The sequence below is a fragment of the Ottowia sp. genome (assembly GCF_035325765.1).
GTDB lineage: Bacteria > Pseudomonadota > Gammaproteobacteria > Burkholderiales > Burkholderiaceae_C > Ottowia.
Genome location: NZ_DAOKZG010000009.1, coordinates 22,444 through 42,813, shown reverse-complemented (window position 1 = coordinate 42,813; position 20,370 = coordinate 22,444). Strand labels below are relative to the sequence as shown.

General features: G+C 70.0%; 20 protein-coding genes. 14 read left to right on the top strand and 6 right to left on the bottom strand.

The window, feature by feature from the left end; translation table 11 throughout:
- Positions 1-42: 42 nt before the first annotated feature.
- The 3 genes from PKA16_RS05230 to scpA all read right to left on the bottom strand — a co-directional run bounded on the left by PKA16_RS05230 (position 43) and on the right by scpA (position 2,940).
- Positions 43-462: a PIN domain-containing protein gene (locus PKA16_RS05230; protein WP_324401096.1), complete on the bottom strand. Its 420-nt coding sequence runs from the start codon at positions 460-462 to the stop codon at positions 43-45.
- Positions 443-718 carry a hypothetical protein gene (locus tag PKA16_RS05225; protein ID WP_324401094.1) on the bottom strand — a complete coding sequence of 92 codons (276 nt, stop codon included), beginning with the start codon at positions 716-718 and terminating at the stop codon, positions 443-445. Before PKA16_RS05225 ends, PKA16_RS05230 begins: the two co-directional genes overlap by 20 nt.
- Positions 719-783: 65 nt before the next feature.
- Positions 784-2,940, bottom strand: coding sequence for a methylmalonyl-CoA mutase (scpA, locus tag PKA16_RS05220; protein ID WP_324401092.1), 2,157 nt, complete (start codon positions 2,938-2,940; stop codon positions 784-786).
- Between the two features lie 129 nt (positions 2,941-3,069).
- Between scpA and PKA16_RS05215 the strand changes: the two genes are divergently transcribed.
- The 8 genes from PKA16_RS05215 (at position 3,070) to PKA16_RS05180 (ending at position 10,845) form a co-directional block, all read left to right on the top strand.
- Complete coding sequence (locus tag PKA16_RS05215; protein ID WP_324401169.1) at positions 3,070-3,711, top strand: GntR family transcriptional regulator; 642 nt, start codon at positions 3,070-3,072, stop codon at positions 3,709-3,711.
- Between the two features lie 159 nt (positions 3,712-3,870).
- A complete protein-coding gene (locus PKA16_RS05210; RefSeq protein ID WP_324401090.1) occupies positions 3,871-5,160 on the top strand; it encodes an ABC transporter substrate-binding protein in 1,290 nt (429 codons plus the stop codon).
- Positions 5,161-5,264: 104 nt separating this feature from the next.
- The gene (locus PKA16_RS05205; RefSeq protein ID WP_324401088.1) at positions 5,265-6,161 is read left to right on the top strand and encodes a branched-chain amino acid ABC transporter permease; all 897 of its coding nucleotides are present in this window, start codon (positions 5,265-5,267) and stop codon (positions 6,159-6,161) included.
- Positions 6,158-7,096: a branched-chain amino acid ABC transporter permease gene (locus tag PKA16_RS05200; protein WP_324401086.1), complete on the top strand. Its 939-nt coding sequence runs from the start codon at positions 6,158-6,160 to the stop codon at positions 7,094-7,096. The genes PKA16_RS05205 and PKA16_RS05200 overlap by 4 nt, the downstream gene beginning before the upstream one ends.
- 1 nt (position 7,097) lies before the next feature.
- Positions 7,098-7,880 (top strand): ABC transporter ATP-binding protein, encoded by a 783-nt coding sequence (locus tag PKA16_RS05195; protein ID WP_324401084.1) that lies wholly within the window; start codon positions 7,098-7,100, stop codon positions 7,878-7,880.
- On the top strand, positions 7,874-8,518 hold the full coding sequence (locus PKA16_RS05190) for an ATP-binding cassette domain-containing protein (RefSeq protein ID WP_324401082.1): 645 nt from the start codon (positions 7,874-7,876) through the stop codon (positions 8,516-8,518). The genes PKA16_RS05195 and PKA16_RS05190 overlap by 7 nt, the downstream gene beginning before the upstream one ends.
- 98 nt (positions 8,519-8,616) lie before the next feature.
- On the top strand, positions 8,617-9,483 hold the full coding sequence (locus PKA16_RS05185) for a peptidoglycan DD-metalloendopeptidase family protein (RefSeq protein ID WP_324401080.1): 867 nt from the start codon (positions 8,617-8,619) through the stop codon (positions 9,481-9,483).
- A gap of 147 nt (positions 9,484-9,630) precedes the next feature.
- Entirely contained in the window at positions 9,631-10,845 is a 1,215-nt protein-coding gene (locus tag PKA16_RS05180) for a formylglycine-generating enzyme family protein (protein ID WP_324401078.1), read from the top strand.
- A gap of 314 nt (positions 10,846-11,159) precedes the next feature.
- On the opposite strand, the gene PKA16_RS05175 is transcribed toward PKA16_RS05180, so the two are convergent.
- Positions 11,160-13,802: a DUF1631 family protein gene (locus PKA16_RS05175; protein WP_324401076.1), complete on the bottom strand. Its 2,643-nt coding sequence runs from the start codon at positions 13,800-13,802 to the stop codon at positions 11,160-11,162.
- A 23-nt stretch (positions 13,803-13,825) separates the two neighbouring features.
- Positions 13,826-14,233 carry a carboxymuconolactone decarboxylase family protein gene (locus PKA16_RS05170; protein ID WP_324401075.1) on the bottom strand — a complete coding sequence of 136 codons (408 nt, stop codon included), beginning with the start codon at positions 14,231-14,233 and terminating at the stop codon, positions 13,826-13,828.
- A 214-nt stretch (positions 14,234-14,447) separates the two neighbouring features.
- On the opposite strand from PKA16_RS05170, the gene PKA16_RS05165 reads away from it, so the two are divergent.
- The 6 genes from PKA16_RS05165 to PKA16_RS05140 all read left to right on the top strand — a co-directional run bounded on the left by PKA16_RS05165 (position 14,448) and on the right by PKA16_RS05140 (position 19,608).
- Positions 14,448-15,482, top strand: coding sequence for an LLM class flavin-dependent oxidoreductase (locus tag PKA16_RS05165; RefSeq protein ID WP_324401073.1), 1,035 nt, complete (start codon positions 14,448-14,450; stop codon positions 15,480-15,482).
- Positions 15,479-16,105, top strand: coding sequence for a DUF938 domain-containing protein (locus PKA16_RS05160; protein ID WP_324401071.1), 627 nt, complete (start codon positions 15,479-15,481; stop codon positions 16,103-16,105). The genes PKA16_RS05165 and PKA16_RS05160 overlap by 4 nt, the downstream gene beginning before the upstream one ends.
- A 99-nt stretch (positions 16,106-16,204) precedes the next feature.
- Complete coding sequence (locus PKA16_RS05155) at positions 16,205-16,384, top strand: DUF938 domain-containing protein (RefSeq protein ID WP_324401069.1); 180 nt, start codon at positions 16,205-16,207, stop codon at positions 16,382-16,384.
- A 49-nt stretch (positions 16,385-16,433) separates the two neighbouring features.
- Positions 16,434-17,054, top strand: coding sequence for a guanylate kinase (gmk, locus tag PKA16_RS05150; RefSeq protein WP_324401067.1), 621 nt, complete (start codon positions 16,434-16,436; stop codon positions 17,052-17,054).
- A gap of 24 nt (positions 17,055-17,078) precedes the next feature.
- Complete coding sequence (rpoZ, locus tag PKA16_RS05145; RefSeq protein WP_324401065.1) at positions 17,079-17,279, top strand: DNA-directed RNA polymerase subunit omega; 201 nt, start codon at positions 17,079-17,081, stop codon at positions 17,277-17,279.
- Between the two features lie 103 nt (positions 17,280-17,382).
- Positions 17,383-19,608, top strand: a complete 2,226-nt coding sequence (locus PKA16_RS05140; protein WP_324401063.1) for a bifunctional (p)ppGpp synthetase/guanosine-3',5'-bis(diphosphate) 3'-pyrophosphohydrolase — start codon at positions 17,383-17,385, stop codon at positions 19,606-19,608.
- Between the two features lie 56 nt (positions 19,609-19,664).
- Here the strand turns inward: PKA16_RS05140 and greB are convergent, their stop codons facing one another.
- Positions 19,665-20,225 carry a transcription elongation factor GreB gene (gene greB / locus PKA16_RS05135; protein WP_324401061.1) on the bottom strand — a complete coding sequence of 187 codons (561 nt, stop codon included), beginning with the start codon at positions 20,223-20,225 and terminating at the stop codon, positions 19,665-19,667.
- Positions 20,226-20,370 lie beyond the last annotated feature (145 nt).

The window sequence follows — 20,370 nt, the reverse complement described above, 5'->3', positions numbered from 1 at the left end:
TTTCGGTGCGTCGATCAAGAACCACCTGCTGGGCATCGAAGCTCACAGAATCTCGAACGCCCGGCCATCGGGCAAGCGGTAGCGCGAGAAGTCTCGTTCGTCGAGCGTCATGATCCGCGTCACGCCAGTGTCGAGCGCCAACTGATAGAGCGAGGCGTCGGCCAGGTCCATTTCGGTGCGCGGGCGCTCGGTGTAGCGCTGCATCACAGGCACCCAGTCGCTCAACGCCGCCTGCTCGAACACGGCGATCGACACCGCGCCGCGGCCCAGCCAGTTCAGCAAGGCAAAGCGGTGGGGCGGCGCGATCAGGTACGACGCCTCCACCACACAGGGCCAGGTGGTCCACAGGCTCCAGTGCTCCTGCGCTGCTCGCGCCAGCAGTTCCTGGTAGCGCTGGCCCTCGGGCTCATCGGCGCCAAAGGCCGCGACCATGGCGCTGGCGTCAATCAGCGCGCAAGCCATGCTTGGCCTTGAGCCGGGCGATCAGGTCGGCGCGCGAGCGCTCGGTGTCGTAGGGCTTGTCGTGCTCGGCCGCAAAGGCTCGGGCCAGTTCGCCGCTGCGAGGATCCTCCGCCATCTCGGCCTTGGCCTGCAGCATCAGCTCATATGGGTTCTTGCGTCCGAGCGCGCGCTCGACCGCGTCAATGATGAATTGCGACTTGGTCACGCCCTTGCGCTGCGCGGCCAGCTCGAGCTCCTTTTCGAGCAAAGGATTCATGCGAACGGATACAGCCATGGTTATCTCCAAGAAATACTGTATTACTGTATCACGTTCCCGCCATATTACGCATGCGCCTTCTTGATCTGCTCCAGCACGTCCTTGGCGCTGGCGGGAATCGGCGTGCCGGGCCCGTAGATGCCCTTGACGCCGGCCTCGTACAGGAACTCGTAGTCCTGGCGCGGCACCACGCCGCCGACGAAGACGACGATGTCGTCGGCGCCCTGCTTGTGCAACTCCTTGATGATCGCCGGCACGAGGGTCTTGTGGCCGGCCGCGAGCGTGCTGACGCCCACGGCGTGCACGTCGTTCTCGATCGCCTGGCGCGCGCATTCCTCGGGCGTCTGGAACAGGCTGCCGATGTCGATGTCGAAGCCCAGGTCGGCAAAGGCCGTGGCCACCACCTTGGCGCCGCGGTCGTGGCCGTCCTGGCCCAGCTTCGCGATCATGACGCGTGGCCGGCGCCCTTCCTGTTCGGCAAAGGCGTCGATTTCCTTCTTCAACCTGTCCCAGCCCTCGGCGCCCGCGTAGGCGGCGGCGTAGACGCCGGTGACCTTCTGCGTGTCGGCGCGATGGCGCCCGAAGACCTGTTCCATGGCATCACTCACTTCGCCCACGGTGGCGCGGGCACGAATGGCTTCGACGGTGGCGGCCAGCAGGTTGCCCTGGCCGCCTTCCGCCACTTTCGTGATGGCAGCCAGCGCCTGCTGCACGCGCGCGGCATCGCGCTTCTGCCGGATTTCCCTCAGGCGCGCGATCTGCTGTTCGCGCACGCGGACGTTGTCCACCTCCAGGATGTCGACCGGATCCTCCTTGTCGAGCCGGTACTTGTTCACGCCGACGATGACGTCCTTGCCGGCGTCGATGCGGGCCTGCTTCTCGGCCGCCGCGGCCTCGATCTTCAGCTTGGCCCAGCCCGAGTCCACGGCCTGGGTCATGCCGCCCATGGCGTCGACCTCCTCGATGATGGCCCAGGCGGCGTCGGCCATGTCCTGCGTCAGCTTCTCCATCATGTAGCTGCCGGCCCAGGGGTCGACCACGCTGGTGATGTGCGTCTCCTCCTGGATGATGAGCTGGGTGTTGCGCGCGATGCGGGCGGAAAACTCGGTCGGCAGCGCGATGGCCTCGTCGAAGGAGTTCGTGTGCAGCGACTGCGTGCCGCCGAACACCGCCGCCATGGCCTCGATCGCGGTGCGCACGATGTTGTTGTAGGGGTCCTGCTCGGTCAGCGACCAGCCCGAGGTCTGGCAGTGCGTGCGCAGCATCAGGCTCTTGGGCTTCTGCGCGCCAAAGCCCTTCATGATGCGGCACCAGAGCAGGCGCGCGGCGCGCATCTTGGCGATCTCGAGGTAGAAATTCATGCCGATCGCCCAGAAGAAGGACAGGCGGCCGGCGAAGTCGTCCACATCCATGCCCTTGGCGAGCGCGGTCTTCACGTACTCCTTGCCGTCGGCCAGCGTGAAGGCCAGCTCCAGTGCCTGCGTGGCGCCCGCCTCCTGCATGTGGTAGCCGCTGATCGAGATCGAGTTGAAGCGCGGCATGTGCCGGGCCGTGTACTCGATGATGTCGCCAACGATGCGCATCGAGGCCTCGGGCGGGTAGATGTAGGTGTTGCGGACCATGAACTCCTTGAGGATGTCGTTCTGGATGGTCCCGGCCAGCTGCTCCTGGCTCACGCCCTGCTCCTCGGCCGCCACGATGTAGCCGGCCAGCACCGGCAGCACGGCGCCGTTCATGGTCATGGACACGCTCACCTTGTCGAGCGGGATGCCGTCGAACAGCACCTTCATGTCCTCGACGCTGTCGATCGCCACGCCGGCCTTGCCGACGTCGCCGGTCACGCGCGGGTGGTCGCTGTCGTAGCCGCGGTGCGTCGCCAGGTCGAACGCCACGCTGACGCCCTGGCCACCGGCCGCCAGCGACTTGCGATAGAAGGCGTTGCTCTCCTCGGCCGTCGAGAAGCCGGCGTACTGGCGGATGGTCCAGGGCCGGCCGGCATACATGGTCGCCTGCGGCCCGCGCACGAAGGGCTCGAAACCCGGCAGCGTGTTGGCGTACGGCAGGCCGGCGGTGTCCTCGGCCGTGTAGAGCGGCTTGACCCGGATGCCGTCGAGCGTGACCCAGTCAAGGGCCGACACGTCGCCGCCCGGGGCGGACCGGGCGGCGGCCTTCTGCCACTCGGCCAGGGTGGAGGTCTTGAAGGAGGGGGCGTCAGCGCTCATCGGGCTTCGGGCGGCCGGTGCTTGACGCCGGCCGCTGGGTGGGTTGCAGAAAAGACGGGGAAGCAAAGCTGTAATTATTAATTTAAAATTCAGTATTGGCCCTAGAATCCGGAAAATATTTTCCCCGACATCCGTGCCGTGACCGCCACCCTCGTCCGCCGCGCCCTGTACGAAGAGGTCGCCGAGCGCCTGCGCCAGCGCATCTTCGCACGCGAGCTGGCGCCTGGCGAGTGGATCGACGAGCTGAAGATCGCCGACGAACTGGGCATCAGCCGCACGCCGCTGCGCGAGGCGCTCAAGGTGCTCGCCACCGAGGGGCTGGTCACGATGAAGCTGCGCCGCGGCGCCTACGTCGCCGAAGCCTCGCCCAAGGACCTCGCCGACGTCTACCACCTGCTGTCGCTGCTCGAAACCGATGCCGCACGCACCGTGGCGCGCCAGGCCAGCGACGCCGACCTGGCCGAACTGCAGGCGCTGCACCACGAGCTGGAGGCCGCGGTCGACGACACGGCACGCTTCTTCGCCCTCAACGAGGCCTTCCACCTGCGCCTGCTGGAGCTGGCCGACAACCGCTGGCGCCTGCAGCTGGTGCAGGACCTGCGCAAGGCCATGAAGCTGCACCGCCAGCACTCGCTGCACAAGCACGGCCGCCCGCGCGCCGCCCTGCGCGAGCACCGTGCGCTGCTGGCGGCGCTGTGCGCGCGCGACCCCGAGCGCGCCGACGCCTGCATGCGGGCACATTTCGAAAGCGGGTTGCGGGCCGCGGCTTGAACTGCCCGGCCGCTCGCGTATGATGCCCGGGCGCAAAACAAGGAAGGGAGCCGACGCCCTGGCCCAAGGCCCTGGCCTGGCAAACCCCGCAACGCACTGGCGCACCGCCCGCATGCAGCGCATCGGCGGCGCAGACCAACCCGAGACCAGGAGACCTGCATGAAACCCAACGCGAAAGCAAGAACATGGCTCGGCACCTTGCTGCCGGCCGTGGCCATGACCACCCTGGCGCTGGCGGCACCTGCCGCCCACGCGGCCGACCAGCCGATCAAGATCGGCGTCGTGACCTTCCTCTCGGGTGCGCCGGCCGGCACCTTCGGCATCCCGGTGCGCGACGCCGCGCAGGCCGTGGCCGAGGAACTCAACGGCGGCAAGGTTCCCGCGCCCTACGCGACCAAGGGCTTTGGCGGTGCGCCGATCGAGCTGAGCTTCATCGACGAGTCGGGCGGCACCACCAAGCAGGTCACCGAGTACCGCAACCTGGTGCAGCAGCAGGGAGTCGACGTGGTGATCGGCTACGTCTCCAGCGGCGACTGCCTGGCGATCGCGCCAGTGGCCGAGGAGCTCAAGAAGCTGACCGTGATGTTCGACTGCGGCACGCCGCAGATCTTCGAGGAAGGCTCCTACAAGTACGTGTTCCGCACCGGCGCGACCGGCACCATGGACAGCGTGGCGGCCGCCATGTATCTGAAGGATCGCGGCATCCAGGTCAAGAAGTACGCCGGCATCAACCAGAACTACGCCTGGGGCCATGACTCCTGGAACGACTTCACGGCCTCGATGAAGCAGCTGTTCCCGGACGCGACCATCTCGACCGAGCAGTTCCCGAAGTTCCTCGCGGGGCAGTACGGCGCCGAGATCTCGGCCCTGCTGGGCAGCGACGCCGAGGTCGTGCATTCGAGCTTCTGGGGTGGCGACACCGATGCCCTGATCCTGCAGGGTGCCGCGCGCGGGCTGTTCCAGAAGAAGCGCGTGCTGCTGACCGTGGGTGAGCCCCAGTTGGTGAAACTGGGCAAGCAGATCCCGGACGGCACGATCATCGGCGCGCGCGGCCAGTTCGGCGATTTCGCCCCGGACACCCCGCTGAACCACTGGTTCCGCAAGGCCTACACCGACCGTTTCAAGACGCAGCCGACCTACCCGACCTACAAGATGGCGCACGCCATCCTGGGCGTGAAGGCCGCCTACGAGAAGGCGCAGGCCGCCAACGGGGGCCAGGCGCCGAGCCAGGACCAGATCATCGCGGCCTTCGAGCACATGAGCTGGGAAGGCCCCGGCGGCGAAGTCAAGCTGAGCCTGGGCAAGGGCCATCAGGCGGCCTACGGCACCGTCAAGCAGGTGGACGGCAAGACCACGCTGGCGGACGTCGTCTACTACAAGGCCGACCAGGTGACGCCGCCGGAAGGCGTGAAGAGCCAGGACTGGATCAACTCCGGCTTCAAGCGCTGAGTGCGCACGTCCCGACACCCGCGCCCCGCGGCGGCCCTCGGCGTCCGTCGGAACCCTGGCCTGCGACGCGGTGACGCAGCGGGCGACGCGCGGAGGACCACCCCGTGAGCCAGTTGCCGGCGGTCCTGATCGACGGCCTGGTGTATGCGTCCTGGCTGTTCCTGATTGCCGTGGGGCTGACGCTGATCTACGGCGTCATGAAGATCCTCAACATGGCGCACGGCAGCCTGTACACGCTGGGCGCGTACATGGCCGCGTCGCTGGTCGGCGCCTGGTTCGCGCACGGCTGGGCACCGCTGGCCAGCTACCTGGCGCTGCTGGTCGCGGCCATCGCGGCCGGACTGATCGCCGGCCCGCTGATCGAGCGCGGCCTGCTGCGGCACATGTACGGCCACGACGAGATCACGCTGCTGCTGGTGACCTACGCCGTGCTGCTGATCCTGGAGGACGTCATCAAGCTGGTCTGGGGCGTCGATCCGTACTTCGCCAGCGAACCCTACGGCCTGCTCGGCACGCTCGAGTTCGGCCCCCTCGTCTACCCGGTGTACGACCTGGTGCTGGTCGCGGTGGCCGTCGCGATCGGCGTGGCGCTGGCCTGGACGCTTCAGCGCACGCGACTGGGCAAGCTGCTGCGCGTGGTCATCCACGATCGCGAGCTGAGCACCGCCATGGGCATCAACGTCAACCGCTTCTACCTGATCACCTTCACGGCAGGCGCCATGCTGGCGGCGCTGGGCGGCGCGCTCACGGCGCCGATGATCTCGGTGGTGCCGGGCATCGGCATCGAGGTCATCGTGCTGGCCTTTGCGGTGGTGGTGATCGGCGGCCTGGGGAGCCTGCCCGGCGCCGCGCTCGGCGCCCTCATCGTCGGGCTGGCGCGCTCGGCCGCCGTGCATTACCTGCCGCAGGTGGAGCTCACCAGCGTCTACCTGACCATGGCGCTGGTGCTGATCTTCCGCCCCAAGGGCCTGTTTGCCGGCGCCGAGGTGCGCAAGATATGAGCGCCACGCGACGCACCGACCTGCTGCTGGCCGCCCTGCTGCTGGCCCTGCTGGTGCTGGGACCGCTGCTGCCGACCTGGCAGTTCCTGGCCACGGTGGCGCTGGCCAAGGGCTTCGCGGTGCTCGGCCTGCTGCTGCTGATGCGCACCGGCCTGGTCTCGTTCGGCCAGGCGCTGTTCTACTGCCTGGGTGCCTACGCCGCCGGCAGCCTGGGACTGTTCTTCGGCATCACCGATGCCCTGCTCCTGGTGCTGGCGGGCATGCTGGTGGCCACCCTGGTGGCCCTGGTCCTCGGCTTCCTGATGGCCAACTACCGCGACATCTTCTTCGCCATGCTGAGCCTGGCGTTCTCGATGGTGCTGTACGGGCTGCTGGTGAAGAGCGAGGCGCTCGGCAGTACCGACGGTTTCAACCTGGCACCGCCCACCCTGTTCGGGCAGGCGCTGTCGGGCGCGGGCGGCCAGTACCCGCTGTACGCCTTCACCTGCGTGCTGGCCGCGCTCGCCGCCTGGGCCCTGAACCACTATTTCGACACCGCGCTGGGGCGGCTGTCGCCAGCCATCCGCGACAACGAAATCCGCGTCGAGTACATGGGTGCCTCGGTGCGCAGCGCGATCCACGTCAAGTACGCGATCGCCGCCGCCTTGACCGGCGCCGGCGGCGCGCTTGCCGCCATGACCGTGGGACACATCGACCCCGAAACCGCCTACTGGACCACCTCGGGCGAGTTCGTGTTCGTCGCCATCCTGGCCGGCTCGGGCAGCATCATCGCGCCCTTCTTCGGATCGCTGATCTTCGAGGTCACGCGCAGCGTGGCGACGCAGTACGCGCCCAACACCTGGCAGCTCGCGCTCGGCACCGCGATGCTGCTGATCATCGCCCTGCTGCCGGGCGGCCTGTGGTCGCTGTTTCGCAAGCGCCGCCGCGAGGCATGACATGGCGGACGTGATCCTCGAGGCCCGCCAGCTCGGCAAGCGTTTCGGCGCCGTGGTGGGCGCGCGCGACATCTCGGTACAGGTGGCGCGCGATTCGGTGCTCGGGCTGATCGGCACCAACGGCGCCGGCAAGACCACCTTCGTCAACATGATCACCGGCTACCTGCGTCCCGACAGCGGGAGCATCTGGCACGAGGGGCGCGACATCACCGGCCTGAAGCCGCGCGAGATCACCTGGCGCGGCATCTGCCGCTCGTTCCAGATCCCGCAGCTCTACAACAGCCTGACGGTGCGCGAGAACCTGGTGGTCGGCCTGGGCATCATGCGCCGCGGCCACGACGCGCGGCACGACCCGGGGCGCGACCTGGGGGCGGCGGCCGATGCCATCCTCCGGCGCTTCGGCATGGCCAGCGAAACCGGCCGGCTCGCGGGCGTGCTGCCCGAAGGGTTGCGCAAGCTGCTGGACATCGCGATGGCGCTGGTGGCGCGGCCCACCGTGCTGCTGCTGGACGAGCCGACCAGCGGCGTCAGCACCGACGAGAAATTCGACATCATGGACCGCATCATGCAGGCGGTGCGCGCCGATGGCGTCACGGTGCTGTTCGTCGAGCACGACATGGACATCGTGAGTCGCTACGCCGAGCGCGTGCTGGCCTTCGACGAAGGCAGCATCCTGGCCGACGGACCGGTGGCCGAGGTGCTGGCCAGCGAGGACGTGCAGCGCTACGTGATCGGCCGGCCGGCCGGTGCGGCGGCCGCGACCGGGGCAGGGCCAGCATGCTGACGGTCAGCGAGCTCGACGTCTCGATCGGCACGGTCGACATCCTGCGCCGGGTCTCGCTGGAGCTGCCGGGCGGTGCCATGGCCGGCCTGATCGGCCGCAACGGTGCCGGCAAGACCACGCTGATGCGCAGCATCATGGGACTGCTGCCAGCGCGCCACGGACGCATCCGCTTCCATGACCACGAACTCACGCGCACTCCGGCGCACCTGCGTGCCCCGCTCGGGATCGGCTACATGCCCGAGGACCGGCGCCTGGTGCCCGAGCTGTCGGTGCAGGAGAACATCCTGGTGCCGGCCTGGGCGACCCAGCTGCCGGCCAGCACCGAGCGCTGGCAACGCGTCTGCGCCATGATCCCCGAGATCCAGCCGCTGGCCGAACGCAAGGCGCTGCAGCTCTCCGGCGGCCAGCAGAAGCTGGTAGCGATCGGGCGCGCGCTGATGTGCGGCTCGCGGCTGCTGCTGCTGGACGAGCCCTTCGAGGGGGTCGCGCCGGCGCTGTCCAGGCGCATCGCCGAGGTCATCGCCGGCCTCAAGCGCGAGGGCCTGTCGATCATCGTGTCCGAGTCCGACCTGCAGCATTCCGCCGAGATGCTCGACTGCGTGTTTCGCATCGAGCGCGGCGAAGTGCGCCGGGAATAGCGGCAACGGCGAGCCTGGAGTCCGACCGGCACCGGCACGACCGTCGTGCGTGTCTCGAACCGACACTCCGCCACGCCCCGACGCTGTCCAGGCATTTCATGCACACCCACGACACCACCGCATTTCGCACGCCCCGTCGCCGCGCCCTGCTGCGACTTGCGCTCGGCGCCGGCGCCTGGCCAGCCCTGGCGCACGCGTCGGGCACGGTTGTCCGACCCCTGGCCGAGGCCGTGCCGGGCGGGGTGGCGCGCATCGACCTGGGCCCCGCCCCCGAACGGCCACGCGCCAGCACGGACGACATCCCGCTGCTGGTGGTCGGCGACCCGATCCAGTGGACCGCCCTGGTCGGCATCGCCCTGGCGACCCGCCCGGGCACGCGCCAGATCCGCGTCGACGGACCGGATGGCCGGACACGCCAACTCGCCTACACCGTGCACGACAAGCACTACGCCGAGCAGCACCTGAAGGTGGCGCCGCGCACGGTCGACCTCGCGCCGGCCGACCTGGCACGCCATGAGCGCGAGCGCGCGCACCAGCAGCAGGTGATTGCCACCTTCAGCGCCGTGCCGGCAGGCGAGCTCGCGATGCGCGCGCCCTGCCCGGGCCGGCGCTCGGACTCCTTCGGCAAGCGCCGCTTCTTCAACGGCCAGCCACGCAACCCGCACAGCGGCATGGACATCGCGGCGGCCACCGGCACGCCGGTGGCGGCGCCGCTGGCCGCCACCGTGCTCGACACCGGCGACTACTTCTTCAACGGCAACACGGTCTGGCTGGACCACGGCGGCGGCCTGCTGTCGATGTTGTGCCACTTGAGCCGCATCGACGTCGCACCCGGCCAGCGCCTGCCGGCCGGCGCCCGGGTGGGCGCGGTGGGCGCCACCGGACGCGTCACCGGACCGCACCTGCACTGGACCGTGGTGCTGAACCGCGCCTCCGTCAACCCCGCGCTGTTCCTGCCCGACTGATACCGCCTTGCTTGCGAACAGATGAACGATGACGCCGGCTTGCGTCGGCATGCCGCAATGATTTCCGCAGTCATTGAACCTGAATCCGGCGGTTGACCGCCGATCATCGTCTTCAAACCCGCATGAATATTGGCTTGGACTGCCCCGATGACGTTCACCTGCTGGGTGAGGACGCATCCAACTGCCGGATTCAGGTCGAAGCGCCGCAAAGTCATTGCGTCATTCCTGAACGCAAATCCGCGTCAACCGGCGCAGCAGGCCCCTGTTGACAGTGGGTGTGGCGCCTGCCACGATCGCGCGGAAACCATGGCACCGGCGAGCCGCCATCACCTGGTCGCGCGATCGCGGGCGTGCGGCGTGGCGGCGTGCCTGCTGGCGATGGCTGCCTGCAGCCCGCTGACGCCGCCCGCGCACACCCCCACGGCAGCCGCCGATGCGGCACCCACTCTCACCAACTCGCTCGGCATGCGATTCGTGCGGATTCCAGCCGGGGAATTCCTGATGGGCCGCAGCGAATCCGTGGCGCGCCTTGCGCAGGCTTTCCCGCAGATCGAAGCGCAGCGCATCGAACAGCTCGCGGACGAGACGCCCGCGCATCGGGTGCGCATCACGCAGGCCTTCTGGCTCGGCGTGCACGAAGTCACGGTCGGGCAATTCCGGCGCTTCCTGGAGGACTCGGGCTACTTGCCCGAATCGATCGCCGACGGCACCGGCGGCTACGGCTATCGCGCCGACTACGACCCGGCCCAAACCGCGCGCCACGATGCCTTCGAGGGCCGCAGCCCGCGCTATTCGTGGCAGGAGCCGGGATTTGCCCAGAGCGACGCGCACCCGGTCGTCAACGTCAGCTGGAACGACGCGTCCGCCATGGCACGCTGGCTGTCGGTGCGCGAAGGCGTCAGCTATCGCCTGCCGACCGAAGCCGAGTGGGAATACGCGGCGCGCGCCGGGACGCACAGCCGCTATCCGGCCGGCGACGCGTCCGCGGCGCTGCTGGCCAGTGCCAACACCTTCGACCGCGAGACGGCGCGCCTCTGGCCCCAGTGGGCCGCGCAGGCGACGCCCGGCGACGACGGCTTCGTCTTTACCGCCCCCGTGGGCCAATATGCCCCCAACGCGTTCGGCGTCCACGACATGATCGGCAACGTGTGGGAGTGGTGCGCCGACTGGTACGGAGCGGACTACTACGCGCATTCGCCGGTGGACGACCCCACCGGCCCGCCGAGCGGCCAGGTGCGCGTGCGCCGCGGCGGCTCGTGGCACACTTGGCCGTTCTACGCGCGGGTGGCATTCCGCAACTGGAACACGCCCAGCACGCGCTACGTCCTGCTCGGTTTCCGGCTGGTGCGCGAAGATCGCTGACAGGGCCCGTCTGCGCTCCGCCGCGCAGTCATCCGCCGCTTGTCATTCGGAGGCAGGTTCGCACCCGTTGCCCCGCCGCGCTGCGCGCCACCGGCGATGCATGGAACGCCCCTGCTCCGATGGCCACGGAGCCGGCCAGTCGGGGCAACCGTGGCCGGGATCCCCCGGGTCCCTGGGTGCACCGCCGGCACAACGCCCCCACGCTGCGCTGCCCCCGCCCGAGAGTATCCTCGCAGCTTCGGGGCAGCCGAGCGATGCTCAACGGGAGAGGACGCAACATCGCGCAGCGCGTGGAGCCACGGGGGTGGCTCGCTTCAGCCAGCGACGTGCGGCGCGGGATTGCCGGCCCGCCGCGCTGCGCCGGCGCGCGCGAGTTCGCGCAGCGCGCGATCGACCACCGGGTCCATGTCCACCGGGCGCAGATGGCGCTGGCGCAGCAGCTTCTCGCAAGTGCGACGCGTCATGCCGTGCGCACGCCCACCCTGGCTGACGAACATGAACAGCGAGCCGTTGTCGCTGGTCCAGCTGAGCTGGGCGCGGCGCCAGCTCTTGTGGACATACAGGTCGACCCAGTCGCCCACGCGCATGCGCGCCACCTCGGCGCGGACGCGCGCCGCGAGGTCGTCCTCCGCGCCTCCGGCCGCGGCGCCGGCCGCGGCCGCCCCGCCGGACGCGCCCGGGGTCGCCGACTCGGTCAGATCCGGCGCAGCGGCGACAGGCGACAGGCCCGAGACCGAGGACGGCGCGCCGTCCCCGGTTTCCTCGCCAAGTCCGGATGCCCCGGTTTCCTCCACCGGCTCGACGTCGGCGAAGCCCGCCGCCTCGCGCTCGATCCGCGCCAGCCACGGCTGCTCGGCCTTGCGCGGCACGGGTCGTTCGGTCAGCACGTCGCTTCGCACCGAGGGCAGGGCATCGAGCAGGCTGCGCGCACGCTCATGGCCCGAAGCCTCGACATCCTGTGCGCTGCGCACGCGGCGCAGGCGCAGCACCGGGTCGTGGTAGTGCATCAGCACGTCGAAGAAGGACTGCGTCTCCGCCGGTTCCTTGCCCAGCATCTCGAGCCCGCGGCGCAACGTCCCGAGCAGGCCAGGCACCACCTCGAACAGGCGCGCCGGCTGCTTGATGGCCTGCTCGCGATTGACCGACCACAGCAGGTCGCTGACCACCGCGAGGTAGCCGCCGGGATCAAGCCGCGAGCCCGTGCCCGGATGGGTCAGCTGGGCGTGCGCGATCACCAGGGACCAGTCCTGATACAGGAAATCCGCCACCACCGCCGGCACGCCCACCAGGTCCGGGCGCAGGCTGAAGTCGAGCGCGACGCGGTCGGCCAGGGCCTGGCGCTCCTGGGCGAACTGCATCGAATTCAGGACCTGCGCACGGGCCGCCTCGCCGCCCTCGTCGGCCGCCTTCCAGCCGGTCTCCAGCGCCTCGTGCTGGGTCCGGAAGTCTTCCGCGCTGACTTCGGCCGCCTGAGCGAGCTTGCGCACGGCGCCGCGCAGCGGCGCCATGAACTGCTCGAACTCGGGCGCGAATTCGTCGTTGTACTTGAAGCTGCGCTGGGCCACCGCCTCCATCAGCACGCGCGCGGGATGTGCGTCCTCGGCAAAGAAGCGCGGCTGGTCGAGCGCCAGGCGCAGCAGCGCCGGCTCCAGCGCCACGAAAGCCTCGCGCACCGGCGCCAGCACGCGGCCATCGCCCGCCACCTGCTCGAGCAGCAGGCGCACCGCATCCAGGCCCAGCACCTGGCTGATGCGCTGCGCGCGCGCCTTGAGCTGCATCCGGGCGCGCGTGCGCGCCTGGGCCGAGGCCAGCTCGCCCCACTGCGCCGGCGCCAGCGCGGCGTCCACGCGCACGGCGCGCGGGCTGCGCTCGACCACGTCCTGCGCGCGCAGGCGCTCCAGCTCGAACGCTCGCATCGAGTCGTCGTAGGCCGGCTCCGCCTGCTGGGCCAGCCGCGCCTGCTCGGCCTCGACGGCCTCGTAGTAGCCTTCAGGCAAGGGTTCGTCATAGGTTTCGAACCACTGCGGCTGGTAGAGGAAGTCGTGCACCACGGCAGCTTCCACGGCGGGCGAGCTGCGCGACAACTCGTGCACGCGCGGCACGAAGCCCCGACCGGCAGCGGTCTCGCCCCGCGCGGCCCGGCCAGCATCGGCCTGGGACGCGCCCGCCGGGCCGGCACCGCCAGGACTGCCCCTGCCACCCGGCGCGACGCCACCGAAGCCGCCGCCTGTCGGGCCCGGGCCCGCCTCGCCTCCCGCGCCGGTCGTCCGGCTGGCGGCACCATGCGGCGCGGCGCCGCCGGCGGTCAGCCGGACGCGATAGCGCGCCTCTTCCACGCCCTGCGCCTCCAGCATCTCGACCAGCGCTTCATACAAGGCACGCATCTCGCCCGCGAACGGCGTCGACAGATAGCGCACCCAGAGACTGCGGACGTCGTCGCTCTCGGGCAGGTCCTGCAGCACCTCCATCAAGGCGCCACACAGGATTTCCGGACGAAACGGATTGCGATCGGCGCGCACCTCGGGCAGGCCCAGCGCGGAGCTCATGAGCGAATCGAGCTGGCTCAGCGTGCGTTCCACCAACGGCATGGCGTTCTGCTGCAGGCGCGAGGCCTCGACGAAGCGCGACACCTCGCCCTCGTCAAGCAGGGCCAGCATCGAACTCCCGCCGGGGGCCTTGCGCGGCGCCTCGTCCGGAGGCGTCGCATGCAGGATCGCGTCGATGCCGGCCAGCAGCCGGCGCGGGAATTCGCTGCGCACCGTGGCGGCATGGCGATCGAGCGCCGCCAGCGCATCCTCCAGTTGCATGCGCCGCGCCACCGAACGCGACGTGCGCTGCGCCTCCTGCAGCTCGCTGCTGGCCGCCTGCAGGCTGCGCTCGATCATGCCGCTGGCCTGCAGCAGCGCCTCGCGCTTGCTGCGCTCGACCAGGGGACCGGTGTTGGCCGCGAGACTCATGGCGGTGCTTGCGCCGGTCCGTGTCAGGCGCGCGTGGCGTCGAACGCCGGATCCACGGGAACCTGCAGCGCGGTCGCCAGGTGGTTGGTCCGGGCCGCCAGCGCCACCACCGCGAGCAGGTCCGCATATTGCGCGTCGCTCATGCCGCGGGCGCGCGCCGACGCCGTGTGCGAATGCACGCAGTAGCCGCAGCCGTTGGCCACCGAGACCGCGATGTAGATCAGCTCCTTGGTCAGGCCGTCGAGCGCCGACGACTGGCCCATGACGCGCTTGACCTCGGCCCAGGTCGTCTCGAGCAGTGCAGGATCGGTGGCCAGGGCACGCCAGAACCGGTTGACGTAATCCGTCCCCCGGCTCGCGCGAATGTCGTCGAAGACCGCGCGCACCCGTGGGTCGGCGGCGTCATCGGACAGCAGTGGAACAGTCGACATGGTCTCGATTGCTGCAGGGCAAGCCGTGCGCCTGATCGCCAGCGCGCCACCACGGCGGCCACGGTCGACCAGGGGACGGGTCAAATATACCGCCTTGCGCCCGCGGCTTGGCTGCGCGCCCGTCGCGCCGACCCGACGGACCGGGGCGACCGCGCCACGCGCGCCCTTGTCCCGGGAGGCCCACGGCCATGCCCGCATGACGCAAAATCCCGGCATGGCCAAAGCCCTGCACGAAATCGCCGTTTCCATGCTCGACCTGGTCGCCGTACGCGAGGGCCGCACGGTTGCCGACGCGCTGGCCATTGCGCTGCAGACCGCGCAGCACGCCGAACGCCTGGGCTTCGCGCGCTACTGGCTGGCAGAGCACCACAACATGGCGGGCATCGCCAGTTCGGCCACCGCGGTGCTGGTCGGCTACATCGCCGGCGGCACGCAGCGCATCCGCGTCGGCTCGGGCGGCGTGATGCTGCCCAACCACGCCCCGCTGGTGGTCGCGGAAGCCTTCGGGACGCTCGCCGAGCTCTACCCCGGCCGCATCGACCTGGGCCTGGGCCGGGCGCCCGGCACCGATCCGATGACCATGCGCGCGCTGCGCCGCGACCGCATGGAATCGGTGGACGACTTCCCGCGCGACGTCGCCGAACTGCAGCACCTGCTGGACGAACCGCGACCCGGACAGAAGCTGATCGCCAACCCCGGCGCCGGCACGCGCGTCCCGATCTGGCTGCTCGGCTCCAGCCTGTTCTCGGCGCAACTGGCGGCCGAACGCGGCCTGCCCTACGCCTTTGCCTCGCACTTCGCGCCCGGACTGCTGCTGCAGGCGATCGAGCTGTACCGGCGCCTGTACAAGCCCTCGCGCGACTGGCCCCAGCCGTACGTGATGATCGGCGTGCCCCTGGTGGCCGCGCCGACCGACGAGGAAGCGCTGTTCCTGGCGGGCAGCGTGTTCCAGCGCGTGCTCGGCATCCTGACCGGCCAGCGCGGCTTGCTGGCACCGCCGCGCGAGGGCTTCTTCGAGGCCCTCACCCCGGCCCAGCGCGCCGGCATCGGCGACTTCCTGGCCTGCGCCGTGATCGGCGGCCCCGAGACCGTGCGCACCGGCCTGCAGGCCCTGGCCGCCCAGACCGCCTGCGACGAGATGATCCTGGTGTGCGACGTCTACGATCCGGCGCTGCGCCTGCGCGCCCTCGACATCGCGGCGGCGGCACGCGGCACCGGCGTCCCGGCGGCCCCGGACCCGGCCCCATGAGGCCGCCCGAACCGGCGGACGGGCTGCCCTGCAGCGCGGCGGCCGAGCGCAACCGCGCACCCATCCTGGCCGTGCTGGGGACATTGCTGGCGCCCAGTGGCCGGGCACTGGAGATTGCCAGCGGCACCGGCCAGCACGCCGCGCACTTTGCCGCCGCCCTGCCCGGCTGGCACTGGCAGCCCACCGACCGCACGGAAGCGCAATTCGGCGCCATCGCTGCCTGGGCGGCGCGCGCCGGCGCGCGCAACGTGGCGCCCGCGCGCCGCCTCGACGTGCTGGAACGGCGCTGGCCTTCGGACGGCGCGCCGTTCGCGCAGCCCTTCGACCTGGTCTATTGCGCCAACCTGCTGCACATCAGCCCGCCCGAATGCACGCCAGCGCTGCTGTGCGGGGCGGTGCGCCACCTCGCGCCCGGCGGCCTGCTGGTGATCTACGGCCCCTGGCTAGTGCAGTGTTTCACTCTATCAGGCACTTATAAAAGCCAGAAAAAGGTTTGCGGCAAGGCGCGGTTCGCAGCCAATGCTGGCGGCCTTGGCAAGAACTGCAACGCCGCCGCGAGCCTTTTTCTGGCTTCCCGCAGGGCGAGCCGCCAAGGGGCCATCTGCTTTGTTGCGTGGCCTTGACATGGACCCACCATGCCTGCGGCCACGCGCCGCGCAGCTGGCCCCTTGGCGACTCGTTATAAGTACCTGATAGCGTGAAACACTGCACTAGAAGCGGACGTGCCGACGGCGGCCAGCAACCTCGCCTTCGATGCCGACCTGCGCAAACGCGACGCGCGCTGGGGTCTGCGCCGGCTGGACGAGATGCGTCGGCAGGCGCGCGCCCATGGCCTGGCGCTGCGCGCGCGCCACGCCCTGCCGGCCAACAACCTGCTGCTGGTGTTGGCCCGGGCGACATAAAATGTCGCGCTTCACGCTATCGGAGCGATAGCTGCAAGCGCCGCAAAGCATGGATTACCCTGGAAACATCTTCGTCGTCGCCGCACCGAGCGGCTCGGGCAAGTCGAGCCTGGTGAAGGCCCTGATGGAGGTGGACGCCGGTGTCGCGCCCTCGATCTCGCACACCACGCGTGCCCCGCGCGGTCAGGAAAAGGATGGCCGCGAGTACTTCTTCGTCGACGCCGCCACCTTCGACCGGATGGTCGCCGCGGGCGACTTCCTCGAATGGGCCCAGGTGCACGGCCAGCGCTACGGCACCTCGCGCCAGGGCATCGATGCGCGCCTGCGCGCCGGCGGCGATGTCGTGCTGGAGATCGACTGGCAAGGCGCGCTGCAGATCCGCCGGCTGTTCCCCGAGGCGGTGCTGATCTTCGTGCTGCCGCCCAGCTGGGAGGAGCTGCGCGCGCGCCTGCTGCGCCGCGGCGAGGACTCGGCCGAGGTGATCGAGCTGCGCCTGCACAACGGACGCGAGGAGCTGGCCCAGGTGCGGCAGTTCGACTACGTTATAATTAATGAGATATTCGAGCGCGCGCTGTTCGACCTCAAAGCCATCGTCCACGCGCGGCGCCTGACCTACCAGGCGCAGCGGCGCGCCCGCGCCGACACCTTCCGGGCGCTCGACATCGACTGAATCCACCGCACCACACCGACCGCCATGGCCCGCATCACCGTCGAGGACTGCCTCGAGAAGATTCCCAACCGCTTCCAGCTCGTGCTGGCGGCCACCTATCGCGCGCGCATGCTGCTGCAGGGCCACGCGCCCAAGGTCGAGTCCGACAACAAGCCGGGCGTGACCGCGCTGCGCGAGATCGCCGCCGGCCAGGTGGGGCTGGAGATGCTGCGCAAGGTGCCCTGACCCGCGGCCGCACGCGCCCATCCGAATCCCCCAGGCGCCGGCTTCCGGCGCCTTTTTTCGTGACGGCAGGCCAGACCGGGGGGATCATGGTTAAATTCGTCCCATGATCCCGCAGCAGCAGTCTGCCGAGCATCCGCTGGCTGCGGCCAATGCCGCCGCCGCCAGCTTTGCCGCGCTGGAAGCAAAGATCGGCTATCTCGATCCGGCCGACATCGAGCTGGTGCGCAAGGCCTACCGCTTTGCCGACCAGGCGCACCTGGGCCAGTTGCGCCACAGCGGTGAGCCCTACATCACGCATCCGATCGCGGTGGCCGCCCAGGTGGCCGAATGGAAGCTCGACGCGCAGGCGCTGATGGCGGCGCTGCTGCACGACACCATGGAGGACTGCGGCATCACCAAGGCCGACCTGGTCGAGCAGTTCGGCGCGCCGGTGGCCGACATGGTCGATGGCCTGACCAAGCTGGACAAGCTGCGCTTCAACACGCGCGAGGAAGGCCAGGCCGAGTCCTTCCGCAAGATGCTGCTGGCGATGGCGCGCGACGTGCGCGTGATCCTGGTCAAGCTGGCCGATCGCACGCACAACATGCGCACCCTGGGCGACATGCCGCGCAGCAAGTGGCGCCGCATCTCCAGCGAGACACTCGACATCTACGCGCCGATCGCGCACCGCCTGGGCCTGAACCAGACCTACCGCGAGCTGCAGGACCTGGCGTTTCGCCACCTCAAGCCCTGGCGCTACAGCGTGCTGGCGAAAGCGCTGGCGCGCGCGCGCCAGCGCCGGCGCGACCTGATCCAGAAGGTGCAGCAGGACGTCGAGGGCGTGCTGGCGCAGGCCGGCCTGGCGGCGCGCGTGATCGGGCGCGAGAAGGCGCTCTACTCGATCTACCGCAAGATGAACGACAAGCGCCTGTCGTTTGCCCAGGTCAACGACCTGTACGGCGTGCGCATCGTGCTGCCCGAGGTGCTGCAGTGCTACACCGCGCTCGGCCTGCTGCACCAGCTCTACAAGCCGGTGCCGGGGCGCTTCAAGGACTACATCGCGATCCCCAAGGTGAACGGCTACCAGTCGCTGCACACCACGCTGGTGGGGCCGGCCAGCATCAACATCGAATTCCAGATCCGCACCGAGGCCATGGACGTGGTGGCCGAGGCCGGCGTCGCCGCGCACTGGCTGTACAAGGCCGGCGAGCACGCCAGCGTCGGCGTGCAACTGGGCAACCAGTGGCTGCAGTCGATGCTCGACATCCAGAACGAGACGCGCGACGCCACCGAATTCTGGGACAACATCAAGGTCGACCTGTTCCCCGACGCGGTCTACGTGTTCACCCCGCGCGGCCAGATCATGGCGCTGCCGCGCGGTGCCACCGTGGTCGACTTCGCCTACGCCATCCACAGCAACGTCGGCGACCGCACCATCGCCGCCAAGATCAACGGCGAGCAGGTGCCCCTGCGCACCGAGCTCGCCAACGGCGACGTGATCGAGGTCATCACCTCGTCCGGCTCGACGCCGAATCCGGCCTGGTTCGGCTTCGTGCGCACGGGCCGGGCGCGCTCGCGCATCCGCGCGCACCTGAAGTCGCTGGCGCAGGACAAGTCGCGCGAACTGGGCGACAAGCTGCTGGCACAGGCGCTGCGCGCCGAGGGCGTCGGCGAGCTGCCGCCCGGCAGCGACAAGGCGACCTGGGACAAGCTGCTGCGCTTCACCGGCAACCGCTCGCGCGAGGAGCTGCTGACCGACATCGGCCTGGGCCGACGCTCGGCGAGCATGGTGGCCAAGCGCCTGGTGACGCTGCTGGCGGCGCAGGGTGTCAGGCCCGACGCGCTGCTGCTGAGCCAGGCGCGCTACACCGCTCACGAGAGCCTGTCGCAGGGCGCGGTGATCGTCGACGGCGCGGACAACGTCTCGATCAAGTACGCCACCTGCTGCCACCCGATCCCGGGCGACGGGTTGCTCGGCTACCTGGGCCGCGGCGAAGGCCTGGTGGTGCACACCGACGACTGCCCGGTGGCCCGGCGCCTGCAGCAGAAGGACCCGGAGCGCTTCATCACCGTCGCCTGGGCCGACGAGCCGGTGCGTGCCTTCGACGTCGCCATCGTCGTCACCGTCACCAACGGCAAGGGCGTGCTGGCGCGCGTGGCGGCGGCGCTGGCCGCCGCCGAGGCCGATATCGTGCACCTGGGCATGACCGACGAAGTGGCGCCCGAAGCGCTGGACCTGCGCTTCGTCATCAGCGTGCGCGACCGCGAGCAGCTCGAGCATGTGCTGCGCACCCTGCGCCGCACGCCCTCGGTACTGCGCGCCACGCGCACCATGGCCGCCACGCCCTGAAGCCGGCCGTCCATGCACGGCGGGCGGACGCGGACAGCGTCACGCCGTCGGCGCGCTCACGATGCCGTCGGTGCGGGATACCGCACGTCCAGCACCTCGATCTCGACCGTGCCGGCGGGCGTGGGCAATTGCAGCACGTCGCCCACGCGGGCACGCAGCAGGGTGCGCGCGATCGGGCTGATCCAGCTCACCTCGCCGCGCGCGCTCTCGGCCTCGTCGATGCCCTTGATGGTGACGCTGCGCTCCGCGCCCTGCTCGTCCGCATAGGTCACGGTGGCGCCGAAGAACACCTGCTCGCCGCCGTGGTGCACGCTCGGGTCGGTGACCTCGGCGATCTCCAGCCGCCGCGTCAGGAAACGGACGCGCCGGTCGATCTCGCGCAGCCGGCGCTTGCCGTAGAGGTAGTCGCCGTTTTCCGAACGGTCGCCGTTCTTGGCCGCCCAGTGCACGGTCTCGACCACCCTGGGGCGCTCCTCGTCGATCAGGGCGAGCAGTTCCCCGCGCAGCCGCGCGTAGCCCTGCGGCGTGATGTAATTGCGCCCACCCGCGGGCAGCGGCGGCAGGGCGAAGTCGTCCTCGTCCCCGCCATCGCTCTCGCGCGTGAATGCCTTGCTCATGCGACGATCATAGCCACGCCACCGCCGCCAGCCGCCACCCGACGTGGAGCCCACTCCGCCCGCGTGGCAGCCCTCGGCCGCCGCCCGCGCCCACCCCGCATGAACGCGTCCACCCGCACCCATGATGCCCGCCCGCGGGGGCGAC